Origin of the sequence: Blautia sp. HCP3S3_H10_2, from assembly GCF_052122375.1 — a bacterium.
In the GTDB taxonomy this organism is placed as follows: Bacteria; Bacillota; Clostridia; order Lachnospirales; family Lachnospiraceae; genus Blautia_A.
Genome location: NZ_JBQKCL010000003.1, coordinates 205788 through 219616, shown reverse-complemented (window position 1 = coordinate 219616; position 13829 = coordinate 205788). Strand labels below are relative to the sequence as shown.

At 43.9% G+C, this 13829-nt stretch carries 9 protein-coding genes; 2 read left to right on the top strand and 7 right to left on the bottom strand.

Annotated elements, in window-relative coordinates; translation table 11 throughout:
* Positions 1-124: 124 nt before the first annotated feature.
* From ACTQWB_RS04470 to ACTQWB_RS04450, 5 genes are all read right to left on the bottom strand, one after another.
* Entirely contained in the window at positions 125-1459 is a 1335-nt protein-coding gene (locus ACTQWB_RS04470) for a GHKL domain-containing protein (RefSeq protein WP_441500564.1), read from the bottom strand.
* On the bottom strand, positions 1459-2196 hold the full coding sequence (locus ACTQWB_RS04465; protein WP_187565214.1) for a LytR/AlgR family response regulator transcription factor: 738 nt from the start codon (positions 2194-2196) through the stop codon (positions 1459-1461). The genes ACTQWB_RS04470 and ACTQWB_RS04465 overlap by 1 nt, the downstream gene beginning before the upstream one ends.
* A gap of 384 nt (positions 2197-2580) precedes the next feature.
* Positions 2581-3402 carry a carbohydrate ABC transporter permease gene (locus ACTQWB_RS04460; protein WP_441500563.1) on the bottom strand — a complete coding sequence of 274 codons (822 nt, stop codon included), beginning with the start codon at positions 3400-3402 and terminating at the stop codon, positions 2581-2583.
* Entirely contained in the window at positions 3399-4280 is an 882-nt protein-coding gene (locus tag ACTQWB_RS04455) for a carbohydrate ABC transporter permease (protein WP_441500562.1), read from the bottom strand. The genes ACTQWB_RS04460 and ACTQWB_RS04455 overlap by 4 nt, the downstream gene beginning before the upstream one ends.
* Before the next feature lie 74 nt (positions 4281-4354).
* A complete protein-coding gene (locus tag ACTQWB_RS04450; RefSeq protein ID WP_441500561.1) occupies positions 4355-5671 on the bottom strand; it encodes an ABC transporter substrate-binding protein in 1317 nt (438 codons plus the stop codon).
* Between the two features lie 367 nt (positions 5672-6038).
* Here ACTQWB_RS04450 and ACTQWB_RS04445 point away from each other — a divergent pair, with 367 nt between their 5' ends.
* Entirely contained in the window at positions 6039-7841 is a 1803-nt protein-coding gene (locus ACTQWB_RS04445; RefSeq protein ID WP_441500560.1) for a sensor histidine kinase, read from the top strand.
* 17 nt (positions 7842-7858) lie between these two features.
* Positions 7859-8602: a response regulator transcription factor gene (locus tag ACTQWB_RS04440; RefSeq protein WP_441500559.1), complete on the top strand. Its 744-nt coding sequence runs from the start codon at positions 7859-7861 to the stop codon at positions 8600-8602.
* 201 nt (positions 8603-8803) lie between these two features.
* On the opposite strand, the gene ACTQWB_RS04435 is transcribed toward ACTQWB_RS04440, so the two are convergent.
* Together ACTQWB_RS04435 and ACTQWB_RS04430 are read right to left on the bottom strand one after the other, a co-directional pair.
* Entirely contained in the window at positions 8804-11437 is a 2634-nt protein-coding gene (locus ACTQWB_RS04435) for a glycosyl hydrolase family 95 catalytic domain-containing protein (protein WP_441500558.1), read from the bottom strand.
* Positions 11438-11452: 15 nt separating this feature from the next.
* Positions 11453-13819 (bottom strand): TIM-barrel domain-containing protein, encoded by a 2367-nt coding sequence (locus tag ACTQWB_RS04430; RefSeq protein WP_441500557.1) that lies wholly within the window; start codon positions 13817-13819, stop codon positions 11453-11455.
* Between the last annotated feature and the right edge of the window lie 10 nt (positions 13820-13829).

Genomic DNA, 13829 nt, shown 5'->3' with positions numbered 1-13829 from the left:
CGCCTTTTTTTGACACAAATAATTCTGTTGCGAAGAGATTCACATTTTTTACTCCAGATACGAAAAAAGTAAGCGGTCTGCCTGCTGTATAAACCGCTTACTTTTTATTGGTCTTTTTCTGATTTTAATTTACGGACATCTTTTCCTGCATCTGCAAAAGCAGCTGCAGTTCAAACCATTCCCCGTTTACTTTTCCCATAATGGAACCGTCATATTTGTTTACGATGGTCTCCATGCTTTTCATTCCAAATCCATGATTTTCTTTATCTTTTTTGGTTGTCAGGGGAATGCCGTGGTCAAATGCCGGAACCTCGGCAACTGTATTTTCGATACGGATTCTTACGAAATGCTTCACTTGTTCAATGGTAATGTAGATCAGACGTTTATCCGGATCCTGGAATTTCATAACCGCTTCCACTGCATTATCCAGGGCATTCCCGATCAAAATGCTGATATCAAAGGGATCCATAAACGACAGGATCTTGCCATCTGCAATGCAGTTCATCTGAATTTTTTTACTCTGACATTCAATGCTTTTCGCTGTTAAAATTGTATCCAGGACCTTATTTCCGGTTTTATTCTGCGCCTCATATATTTTTATTTCATTTTCCATTTCCAGCAGACGTTGCCGTACCGTTTCTTCACCAGCCTCTGACTTTAATACATTGAGATAATGTTTCAGGTCATGATATTTCTGATTTACCAGATTGGTGCTGTTTTCCATTGTCTGATAGTTATCCTTCTGGAACTGCAATGTCTTCTCCAGAATCTGCACTTCATAGCGCCATTTTTCATCCATCATCCGCATATGTATCACATAAAGAGCCGCCACGCCACAGAGATTTATTACCATACGCAGCAGGAAAAATTCCCTGGATGTCGCCGCTGACAACGGGGTGTTGGACCAAAAGCAGCTGATGTTGCTGGCAAGATGCACCAGAAGTACAATAAATCCGGTACTGAAAACTTCATGCAGACGGATCTCAGGCTGTTCCCATTTATATAGGATTTCGCGTCCTGCCACACAGCAGATCACCAGAAGAATGCCATGAATAACCAGCAACATCAGAATTTGCGTCAAAAGTGTCTGCGACTTTACATCTCCATCCACAAAGAAGTAGTACAGCTGCCACTGGATCGCGGCACAGCATTCTGACAGCATAATCGCCCACGCAGTATAATACCAGGTTTCTATCCAGCTTCTTTCACATGCAAATTTCAAATAGAAGAAACGCACCAGAACAATAAATCCACTGATGGGCACATACAAGGCCTGGCTGATACTCTGATAACCATCCGTTACGATAATGATCCAGAAGATAAGGAACGTCATCAGGATAGTTCCTGGAATCTCTTTTTTCCATTTTCTGTCTTTATTTAGAAGCAACATTACCAGTGCAGAATATAGCGCATATGCAAATGCATAATAAAGTCCTGGGGTTCCATCTGTCGTTGTCATTATTTGCTCACCTCACTGATATACCGGTTAAATTCATTCAGCAATTCCTTCTTGCGTAGTTTCGCCACCGGAATCTGCTCTTCTCCGATCTGCACCGTTGCCTCTCCTACGCTTTCCACATAGGCCAGATTCACCAGATACCCTTTATGACACCGGAAGAAATAATAGTCCTTCAAGGTAGCTTCCAGATCTTTTATGATTCCACGTACCGTATAGGTAACGCCGTCCTTATCCATATGATAGATCAGGTCATGCTGCAAAGCTTCAATATACATAATGTTTAAAATATTGACCTTCTGGACTCTTCCTTTCAAATGAAGTGTGATATATTTTTTCGCACTTCTTCTCTCCATACGCTCCAATGCCCGTTCCAGCCTCTGGGAAAAAGCATAATAGGAAATTGGCTTCAGCACGTAGTCCAGTGCATCAACCTGATAGCCCTTCAGGGCAAACTGGGGCATATTTGTCACAAAAATAATAATAACATTGGAATCCATCTTACGGATATGCTGGGCTGCCGTCATTCCATCCATAAACTTCAGCTCAATGTCCATGATCAGGATGTCAAAATCCCCATGATACTTTTCCACCAGGTCTGCTCCATCCTCATAGCGGACAACCTGAAATCTTACCTCATTCTCCTGCTCATATTTGTTCAGATACTCCTGCAGGGTTTCTGCATAGGAATCATCATCCTCTACAATTGCAACCCTTAATAATTCCTTGAATTTTGGCATAAAAACTCCGCCCCACTTCCATCACAAATTTCTTCCTCTTTCACCCACCAGCCAAGCTGACAGGCACCGTACCCATTTATTGTTTATTATATTTTAAATACCTCTTTCCGTCAAATTTTTGTAATTTTCTATTACACAAGAAAGAATCCTGCTTTGCAGGATTCTTCGCCTGCGGCGGGTCGCTTCATGCGACATCTGCCTCTCCGCCGCAGTGCGATCCTGCCCGGCAGGGCTTTTTATGTAATAGGAGATTCCGACGGAATTTCCTATTACATAAAAATAACCGGAAATATTTCTTTTGATAACTCAAAGAAATATTTCCGGCCTGGGGCCTGATTTTTCACACGCTCCTGAAGGAATTTATCATTTGTGAGAAAAAACTTATCACTCTTTCACTGCTCCAGATGTCATACCACCCACAATATACTTCTGTCCGATCATATACACGATTACAACCGGAATACAGGTTAGCACGATATCTGCGAAAATATAGTTCCAGTAGCTCTTATTTTTCCCAAAGAACTGGTAAACTGCCATAGTCATCGGGAACATTTTGCTCTTACTGGACAGATACAAAGGAGTCAGGAAATCGCTCCATACGCCCATAAACTGCAGGATAAAGCAGGTAACCATTGTCGGTTTCAGAAGAGGCATGATAATCTTAAAAAACAGACTTAATGGGCCTGCGCCGTCAATGACAGCTGCCTCATCCAGCTCCACAGGAACAGAAACAACGAAGTTACGGATGGTAAACACGCAGAACGGAATCATGGCACTGGTAAATACCATAATGATGCCCTGGCGTGTATCATTCAGATGAAGGGTGCTAAGCACTCTTACCAGAGTTACATAGTTGACCGGGAAAAACAGTCCGCAGAGTACGAAATAATATAAGAATACATTCAGTTTCGTACGTTTCCGACACATTACAAAGGCTGCCATGGCACAAAGCACAACACCAAGAGTGGTTGCCACCAGTGCATAGAGAAGGCTGTTAGAAAAGCCCTGGATCAGATTTCCCTTGTCAATAACCTCTGTGTAATTGGAAAACAGCCATTCCTTCGGCAGGGCCAGACTCATCCTGGATGCCTCACCTTTACTCTTAAAGGAGTTTACAACTACCATATAGAAAGGCAGGATAACGGTCAGACACAACAAAATGCAGACCAGATGCTTCAGCAGAGTCTGAAATTTTTTCTTTGTCATTGCTGCACCTCCTGTTTTCCCAAAGTCTTAACGATCACAACACCAACGATCGCAGTGATCAGAAGCAAAATACTATTCAATGCAGAGGACATTCCGTACTGCCCTCTGGAATAAAGCTGGAATGCATAAGTAGTAAGAACCTCTGTAGCATGTCCCGGGCCACCGTTGGTAAGAACGTAAACGATATCAAATACTTTCAGGCCGTATGTAATACCAAATACCATGTTGATCATGATCGCACCGCTGAGCATTGGGAGCGTCACATAGCGGAGTCTCTGCCAGAAATTGGCTCCGTCGATCTCTGCTGCCTCATAATAGGATTTCGGAATAGTATTCAATCCTGCAAGGAAAATAGTCATAACATAACCGATACCTCTCCATGCATCCACCCCATAAATGGATTTCCATACAACCCCGAGGTCTGACAGCCATTTCTGTTTCAGGATTCCCAGATGCAGTGCATCCAGAATGGCATTTAACAGACCATTGTTGTAGTTAAGAATGGATTTGAAAACAAGACCGATGATAACAAAAGGAAGAATAGACGGCAGATAAAGCAGGGTTCTGTAAAGTCCCTTTCCTTTTAATCCCTCCTGAAGCATAATGGCGATCAGAAGCGCAGGAATCAGCTTCACGATATTGGAAATAATAGTGAATTTCAAGGTATTTCCAATACCGCTTAAATAATCTTTATTCGATGTAAAAATCTCTTTAAAATTTTCCAGTCCTATAAAATGTACACCATTTAACACACTTCGTGAATTCCAGTCTGTAAAGGAATACGCTACACCCATTACACTGGGAAGCAGGAAAAAGATGATGTATAAAGCCAGTGGCAGGATCAAAAACCACTGAGGATAAATTTTCTTTTTGTTCACAGGCGGTACCTCCTATTATCAAACAGTGCGAAGGAATATTTCCTTCGCACTGAAGATATACACTTATTAAGGATTTAGTTCCAGTTTGCATCACCAACTGTCTTGGCAGCTTCTGCGCGGTTGGTATCCATGTTTGCAAGAACATCATTTGCTTCCATTTCACCCTGGCAGAATGCAACCATATCCTGGCCAAACTGCATCCAGTAATCATTTGTATATTTGGTACCGGTCTGAAGAACAGATACGCTCTTCTTGCTGTCGTCTACAGTTGCAAGGAACTCTTCCTCTTCTGGAAGCCAGTGCTGCTCAACTGCGTCGTCGTTCATATCAACGTTTGTATATGCAGGAGAGTTATCGAGGATTTCCTGAAGACTCTCTGTTGTTGTAACGAAGTTAAAGAATTCTTTTACAAGATCCTCATGCTCTGTTCCTTTATAACCAAACATGGTAGGTCCAGCCGGGTTGGTCGGATACCAGGTATTGTCACCAAGAGGAATCAGGAACATACCGAATTCATCTTCTGTGCCTGTGTCATCCTTGATCTGCTGGATGTAACTGGAGTTTGCCATTGCCATTGCAATGTTTCTGTCACCAAATTCATTTGCCATGTTGGTGCTGTCTGTTCCGATCCAGTCCTCTCCGAAGTAGCCGTTGTCGGAAAGCTCTTTAAACTCATTGAGAACTTCAAGCATTTTCTCATTGTCAGCGAAGGTTGCCTGGTTTGTATTCAGTGCATCATAAAGACCTGGTGTAGCTTCTTCGTAAACACCGCCGATCTGGAAGAATGCCAGCTGATGCTGCCATCCGTCTGCACCTGGCATGAACCATGGTGTAATTCCTGCATCTGCGATCTGTGCACAGAGATCTTTCAGCTCTGCATAATTGGTCGGTACTGCCCAGCCGTTTTCTTCAAACAGAGTCTTATTATAAACCATTACATACTCTGGGGAATTGTGCCAGATCTGAAGTCCGTATAATTTATCATTGTATACACAGGAAGTCTTTCTTGCTTCCGGCATAAGGTCTTCCCACTGTGCTCCTGTAAAGTCGATGCAATATTTCTCAGGATCAACGATAGTAGATTCGATTGCAAATGGATTAGACTGAATCCAGAAAACATCTGCACAGGAATCTGTAGCCAGCTTAGACTGAAGCAAGTCGGAATACTGGTCAGCCGGGATTGTCTGAAGATCTACGGTTACCCCGTAGGTATCCTCGAAACGCTCGATGGTTGCATCATATCTGTTATCCATCCAGCCTGCTGAAACCAGAATGCTCAGCTCCTCACCGGAAAAATCTGTGTTCTCCTCCGCAAATACAGTAATTCCGCTTGTCATAGATGCGATCATTGCTGCTGCACAAGCTACTGCTACAAAACTCTTTCTTTTCATTTACATGTCCTCCTTTTAATTAAATGGCATTTTCATGTCTGTTGGAATCTCCGCTGATTCCGTCCTTCTTTTGATGGTTTTATTTTACCAGCTGCCGTTCTACTGTTCCATGGATATTCTTACTTTGAATTTGTACTTTTTTCACCATGAATTATACTTTTTTCACATTATAATACTCGGCTAGAGCCTCATCAGGCAAATATTTTCATATTATATGTTTAGATTTTCGTTTCACATTTGTACTTTTTGTACAAATATGATATGATGTTTGCATTGAACAGTTTTTGCAATACACCGGTAAGCTACGAATCTTACCAATTACCTGACGTTATAATTCACACAAATAATCACAGGGAGGTCCTGCCAGATGAAAACACGAAGTCTGCAATCCAAACTTTTTCTTGCATATATCAGTCTGGCCTGCCTGATTTTGTTTTCCTTCGCGGTCTTTTTCTACGCCTTTGTTTCCAGCCAGCTCAAAGACAGCCAGATCAGTGCCATGAATACCCTGAATTCCAGCTTTCAGACACAGGTAGATTCGGCAATCCGTAATCTGGATGCGGTATCTGTGAATATCAACTATAGTAATCAGTCCAAGTCCATACTGGATCAGTCCTTCGGGCTTAGCATTTCCAATGATATGCTTTCTGATATGTCCGACCTGTTCATTTCCCTTTCCGGAACAGAGCTGAAGGCTGACCAGGTAAACCTTTATGACTTTTCCGGATATGTGCTGGAAGCCGGAATCTCCACACTGGTAAAGCGCACCGATGGTTCGAAAGAAGAATGGATCCAGACAGCCCGTGAATTAGAAGGGAAAAAGGTTCTCACCCAGCCCTATTGTACCATGGAGTATTCCAAATCGGCCAAATACAACCAGTGGTTTATTTCCCTGTACCGATCCTTTAACAATCAGTACAAGCGCAGTGTTGGTGTAATTGAAACAGCCAAGCAGTGCAAGTCCATATTTAAAAGTATTATCACCTATGAAAAAAAGAACCACGAAGATGCCGCCAGCGTCTATGTTTTTGACAACAGCGGAAATCTGGTTTATCCATATGATATTTCTGATAAGGAAAGAACTGCTCTTTTGCCTTACTATGAGCTTACCCAGGGTGATGATTCAGACATTACGCTGACCAGCCCCCTTACCGGAAAAACAGAATATGCGGCGGAAGCAGTATCCACTTACACAGGTTATACCTACCTGACCATTTTGCCCGAAACAGTGGTGCTGGCACCAGTTTACGAATTGCTCCGTATTCTGGCTGCGATCGTGGCACTTCTTCTGGCGGTTTCCATTTTTATTTCTTACCGTCTTTCCCGCACAGTTGTAAAACCGGTAAAGCATCTGAAGCACATTATCCAACGTATGGAGCTTGACACTCTTGGTCAGGAAAAGGTTACCGCCTATCCGGTTTCCGTCAATGAGCTGGAAGAGCTTTACCAGGCATTTCAGCTGATGAGTGATAATCTGAAGGATTCCATGGAGCAGCTGAACCAGGCAAAGGAACAGGAAATGAAAGCCAGAAGCATGGCTTTACAGACCCAGATCAATCCACATTTTTATTACAACACTTTATCCAGTATCATGGTTCTGGCGGAGAATGGCGATTCTGAAACAGTGGTGAAAATGTGCCGGAATCTTTCCCAGATCATGCGGTATATCACCAGCACAGTGGAAACTACGGTTACCTTAAAGGACGAGCTGGACTATGTACAGAAATACCTGTATTGCATGAAGGTCCGGTACCAGTCCAGCCTGAATTATTCCATTGACGTGGACGAAAGCCTTCTCTCCCAGCCGGTTCCCAAGCTGATCATTCAGCCAATTGTAGAAAATGCCATCCGGTACGGGTCTGATTGCGCACCTCCGTGGAATATTTCCATTACAAGTGTGGTTACGCCGGGAAGCTGGCAGATCGAGGTGACCGATACCGGCCCTGGCTTTACGGAGGAAGCCAAGGAACGGATCACTGCCAATATTATGAAAGCCATTCAGAATCCGGGACTTCCGGAGCTGAAGATAAATGGGCTGGGGACCGTAAACGTGTATCTCAGATGGAAAATATTTTGTAAAGGAGAGATTATTTTCAGATATGGAAATACTGCCGAAGGGCATGGAATCGTGTCAATTGGCAGGTATTTTTCAGATATATCACAAATTTAGAAAGGACTCAAAATAGTATGAAGTACACTGTCATCGTTGCGGAGGATGAAGAACTTCTGCTCAACAATCTTGTCCAGAAAATCCAGAAAGCGGATCCGGATTTTCAGGTCGCAGGAACTGCACAGACAGGTGATCAGGCACTGACACTGGTAGAAAAGCTCAGTCCGGATCTTATTGTTACGGATATCCGTATGCCTGTCATGGATGGAATCACCCTGCTCACAAAAGTACGGGAGCAGTTTCCATTTACCAGATTTATTATCACAAGCGGATTTTCAGACTTCGAATATGCGAAAAAAGCCATCACCTTAAAGGTTTCTGATTATCTGCTGAAGCCTGTTGATTCAGATGAATTAAAAGAAGCTCTTTCCAAGATCAAAAAGGAATTCCAGATTGCAGGAAATGATTATGAAGAGGTATTCAATGCCCAGACAGCAGCTTTAACGCCACCACAGATTGCAGCCCTGCTCAAGGATTTCATTGTAAAAAATTACAGTGAGGACATCAATCTGAACCTGATCGCTGATAATATGAACTACAGTCCCAGCTACCTGACAAAAATTTTCTGTCAGGTCTACGACTGTACGCCATCCAAATATCTGATCAACCTGCGTATGAGCCATGCCCAGCGGCTGCTTCTTCACGAACCAGGGCTGTCTATCAAACAGATCGGAGAAATGTGTGGATATCACGACCAGGGATATTTCAGCCGGATTTTTAAAAAGCATACAGGAAAAAGTCCGCTGGAATTCCGCGGATGAAACGAATGTGTCTGCTTACGCAGACATCACCATGAATGAAAGTCCTGTGCAATATCCATGAATCCAACACGCGAGCATGCTGGATTCATGGCTGCGCACAGGACTTTCATAGTAATATTTTCATTCTGCAAGCCATTTTCGAACTGTGTTTTCATCTGTTTTAAGGCCCTGATTATTTTTTCACAGCATACCTTTTAATATTTAGCAAGCAATTATTATCGCACTTTCTTCTTTATGCAATTCAATCTCCAGTAACTCCCCAAAATGCACTTCTTCTGTCTGGCTGTATTCATAAACCACTTTCACATTCTGACCTGGCCATGGATTCTCGATTTTACAATTATGCCCTTTGTGACTACAAACTATAATTTCATTCACATCCCCGTTCTTCAAGGAGGCGCTGATTTCAAATCCGCCCCACGCCCGGAATCCTCTAAACGAAGCATTTGGATGTTTCGCACGCGGCCATACCGGGAAAATACGGATAATTCCTTCATAGCTTTGCAGCATCATTTCCTGAATCGCATCTGGAATGGTATTCAGCTGCTCAATCCCATGTGGATTTTCTTTCAGAAACCCATTGGGAATTCCGCGGTGAATAATCATCTCCCGCATTTCCTCCCAGATAATATCCGGATCATAGCCCACCCGCACAGCGGCGGTGAAAAACACGCAACTTAAGTTGGAAGCATTAAAAGCACCAGCCTTGTAAAAATGTTTATCTTTCACAGAAATATTTTTTATGCTATTCCCAGAATCACTTACAAGCCTTTCATTCTTCGTAAACTCATTTCTATTTGGGAATAAATTCTCAGTTTTCTCATTTCGTACGTTCTTTGTTATCTTCTCATTTTTCTTATTCTTACCGGTCTCAATTGCTCTTTTATATTCAAGTTCTCCAAGCGCATTCTCTACAAGTGCATGAATATGCACTGTATTTTTCGCCACTTCCAGTTCCTTCGGATCACTTCCCAGACCAATTGCATTTCCCGGATAAATGTGCATAATATTCCCAGGGAAATGAAAAGACCACTTGCCGCCTACACCTTCGTCATAATAAATTTCCTTTTCCAGCATTTCCTCGGGTAAAAGATCTTCCAGCTTCACATCCACTTCTTTCCATAAAGTAGGATTGTCCTGAATCTGTCCCACCTTACCTTTTGGATAAGGAACCAGATGATCTGCAATGTCCCGCCACGTTTCCCGCTTTTCTTCATCTATTCCAAGCGTTTCGCTTATCCTTGGAATCCATGTAAAAAATGTCTTCAGATACCCCAGCGTATTTACCGGATCCTCAGGCACACCATTCTCCCGGATATTTCCATCTGTCCGCTCATGCATACCATCTTCCACCACATGATACACTCCATCCAGGAGAACCAGATCCTTTTCCCAGAAATCTGCCACTCCACGAAGATATGGATAAACCTTCCAGGCATATTCCTCATCTTCGGTGATGCCATATCGGTAAATCATATTCAGTGCACCGTGAAGCGCCGGTGATTTCATATGTAAAAGAAGAGCCTCGCTGACTACGCCATGAGGTCCCAACCCCAAAGGATAATACAGTCCCTCATGACGAAGCAGCCGTTTGCTCATTTCATCCGAAATCTCCATCAGCTTCAGGTAAGGCGCATCGTGAGGATCAGACTGTGCAAAATGTCCGGAAACCATCAGATTCAAATATGGGGATTGATGATTATAATTAATCTTGTAATTTCCATTCCATGCAGGACGGTCAAAGGTACTGATTCCAAGAATGTTTGGCGGATACTCTGAATCACGGGATACACTTGCCAGCATATACTTAGACAGATAATACCTCTGTTCGATCACTGGATCATCCAGGGAAATCTCCGAAACAGACCAGAATCTTTTCCACCATGCCAGGTGCCTTGCCCGCAAATTTTCCACATCCTCTGATGTTATCCACCTTGCCCTTGAAAAAGCATACTCATAAGGTCTACTGCATTTCGCCCAGGAACGCACTGGCAAAACGAAAGTAGCTTTTTCGCCTGCTTTTATTGTTTTGCAGGTATTCCGATTCCGCATGTCACTCATATTACCAAATTTTCTGGAACACTCTCTAAATGACATATTTTCATCAACAACCAGAAATCCACCTGCAAATCCCACTCTCACCGGCATATCCACATGATCCGAGAACTGCCGGTAACCACTTACAATACCGCCACCAATCTTCTTCACCTGCAGCGGCCTGCCAGTCACCGTCCCCACGAACATTCCATTCTGAACCTCATCTGACTCGCCACTTCCCCAGATATCCACACCTCTCTCACAGCCTTTTCCCAGCTCATCTGGAAAATAAAAATCAAACTCCAGATCCAGATCTGTCTCAGTCTCAAACTCCACCACCAGAATATTCTCATCTGCTGCCGCCCAGCTTTTCAAAGTGCACTTTTTACCGTCACAATTTGTCAATATTGTTATTGTTTCTCCAGTGGAAAATTTCTGCTCCGTATACCACTTTGCACCTTCCATAGCCGGAATATCAAACACCATGCGCCCTACTGGTCTTGGACTTCCTCCGCTCACTGCCGGATCAAATTTGGCAGAGCTGTTATCATGAAAGAATTCCCAGTTTGCTGCACTCTCCATCTGCCAGAAATCATTGGTGGTAAACCAGAACTGGGGATACCTTCCGTTCCCGGCCACAGCAGCCAGCAGATCTCCATTTCCCAGAATCGGCGCATCAATCTTCGTACCGGCATTCTGCCAGATTTTCCATCGTCCCCCGCCAGACACATCCACATTACCGTCTGGCACTGCAACCGGCGGCTCCGCAAATACTGCCTTATTTCTCTCTACACGCATACGCTCTCCTGCCTTCTACTTCACGATCACAGTCTCATACTCTGCTTCCCACATTCCTGGGAATCTTCCCCCACGCTCTCCGATGATCAGCTTTCCTGCCGCATCCTTCCAGACGATTCTGGTCGTCGCATATGCTCCATTTTCAAAGTTATAATTGTTTCCTTCATCCTCATACAGCACAAATTCACCATCAGCTCCAGGATAAACCATGATCTGCACTGGTTTCTCCGGTTTCTGCTGTGCGTAAACCAGTCCCTCTGCAACCGGAATCACTGCACCAGCCTTTACAAAGACCGGAATTCTGTCAATAGGTGCCTCCACAGTCACATACTGTCCACCCTCATATTTCTCATTTGTCCAATAATCATACCAGAGAGTACCAGCAGGCAGATAACAGCTCCATGTCTTTTCCCGCTCAATTGGCGTATTCTCCGGACCGTAGTACATCGGCTCTGTAACCGCACAGACCAGAAGAGATGGGCCAAACATAAACTCATTCTCCACCTTGCGCGCTTCCAGATCTTCCGGGAAATCAAATAAAAGACTTCTCATGATCGTATAATCATCAAAATGTACGGCTCCAGCCAGGGAGTAAATATATGGCATAAGATGATATCTCAGCTTAATAAACTTCTCAATGGCATCATAGAACATGGTTCCCTTTTCCCCGAAATTCCAGATTTCCCTCGGTGTATCTGTTCCATGGGAACGGAACATAGGCAGAAAGGTGCCCATCTGCAGCCAACGGGTATAAAGCTCACAATACCCTTTATCCTTCACGCCTTCATTATATTTGCCCTGCCAGAACCATTTCGGTGACGGATCTGTGTTACAGCCGCATCCCCGGTTCTGCCATTTATCTCCAACTGTAAAAAATGCTCCGATGTCCAGTGTCCAGTATGGATAGCCGCTCAGCCCCATATTCAAGCCTTCTACAATCTGGATCTTCAGATTTTCCCAATCTGCGCAGGTATCGCCAGACCACAGCATAGCAGCATATTTCTGCCCGGAAGCAAAACCGGAACGGGTAAGATTGAGCACACGCATATCTTCCCTGTCTTTTCTCTGGTTCTCATAAATTCCCTTTGCGTGTTCCAGGGCAAAGGCATTTGTCACAGCCGGATCCAGATATTTCTTATGCTCACCGCCAACCAGGCTGTAGCGCTCCCACGGCTCTCTTTTTACAGCACCGCCCCAGTCCGGTCCGGAAAATGGTTCTGTGGAATCACACCACCAGGAGTCGAATCCCTGGTCAAAAAGCCCTTCCTTCGCCTGCTTCCAGTACATCGCTCTTGCCTCTTCATTAAAGGCATCATAAGTTGCATAATCATAAAGCAGATATCCTGCATCAAAAAATTCCTGGTGGTTCTTTCCTCCTGCATTCATATTTGGCCATACAGAAACCATACTGTGGGCATGCATTTCGTGAATTCTGTCCATACATTCCTTTGTATCCCCGTAACGGCTCTGATCCAGAATCTTCTCACCCCAGTTCCCTGGCTCCCAGGTGTTCCAGTCCTGAACCACACAATCCAGCGGAACTCCGATTTCTCTATAATGACGCACAATCTCTTCCAGCTCCTTCGCTGTATAATACTGCTCTTTCGACTGGATATAACCATACGCCCACTTTGGCAGCATCTGCGCTTTTCCCGTCAGATAGCGGTAATCATGGACGATTCCATCCATGGTACAGCCGCCCATAAAATAATAATCAATCTGATCCACTGTATCCAGAAACAGATAAGAATCCCGTCCTTCGTCATTGAATGTCATAAGGGAACAACAGTCAAACAGCACTCCATACCCTTCTGTGGAAACAAAAAGCGGCATTGGAATTCTCATATTATGCTGGTAAAGATACTGGTTATGTCCACGGTAATTATAAATACCTTCTTCCCCCTGGCCTAGTCCGTGAATTTCCTCATCTTTTTTCCAGTCAAAAAACACCCTGGCACGATACCCGTCACGCACCTTCTCCGGCTTCAGATTCAGAATAAAATTGCGTTCGCCATCAACCGTTTTCACCCGGTTGATAATGGGCTTTTCACCGCCTGTTGTGTAACGGACTACATCAATTTCCGTAAGATCCGACTTATTCTGAGTGCACCAGCTGCTGCCGTCCGGATGCTTCCACTCTACACATCCAGTAGATAAATCCAGAGCAACAAGAATCTTCGCAGTCCGCAAAACAAGCTCTCCGTCCTTTTCCTCTGCCTGAAAATCCACTTCCGGGTATTCTTTTTTTTCAATAATTAAAGAATCCATTTCTTTCACTGTGCCTTTTCCGATCACGCAACGGATGATCTCATCTGTAACAGGCACCAGACGATAAATCAGCCCTGCCGCCGTTGTTTCCGCATACTTATCTGTTTTCACCATTTTTACTTCC

What these genes read in the sequence shown, in the direction of transcription:
- ACTQWB_RS04470 (WP_441500564.1), bottom strand. Translation starts at nt 1,459, where the DNA reads ATGACAACGACAGATGGAACCCCAGGACTTTATTATGCATTTGCATAT.
- ACTQWB_RS04465 (WP_187565214.1), bottom strand. Translation starts at nt 2,196, where the DNA reads ATGCCAAAATTCAAGGAATTATTAAGGGTTGCAATTGTAGAGGATGAT.
- ACTQWB_RS04460 (WP_441500563.1), bottom strand. Translation starts at nt 3,402, where the DNA reads ATGACAAAGAAAAAATTTCAGACTCTGCTGAAGCATCTGGTCTGCATT.
- ACTQWB_RS04450 (WP_441500561.1), bottom strand. Translation starts at nt 5,671, where the DNA reads ATGAAAAGAAAGAGTTTTGTAGCAGTAGCTTGTGCAGCAGCAATGATC.
- ACTQWB_RS04445 (WP_441500560.1), top strand. Translation starts at nt 6,039, where the DNA reads ATGAAAACACGAAGTCTGCAATCCAAACTTTTTCTTGCATATATCAGT.
- ACTQWB_RS04440 (WP_441500559.1), top strand. Translation starts at nt 7,859, where the DNA reads ATGAAGTACACTGTCATCGTTGCGGAGGATGAAGAACTTCTGCTCAAC.
- ACTQWB_RS04435 (WP_441500558.1), bottom strand. Translation starts at nt 11,437, where the DNA reads ATGCGTGTAGAGAGAAATAAGGCAGTATTTGCGGAGCCGCCGGTTGCA.
- ACTQWB_RS04430 (WP_441500557.1), bottom strand. Translation starts at nt 13,819, where the DNA reads ATGGTGAAAACAGATAAGTATGCGGAAACAACGGCGGCAGGGCTGATT.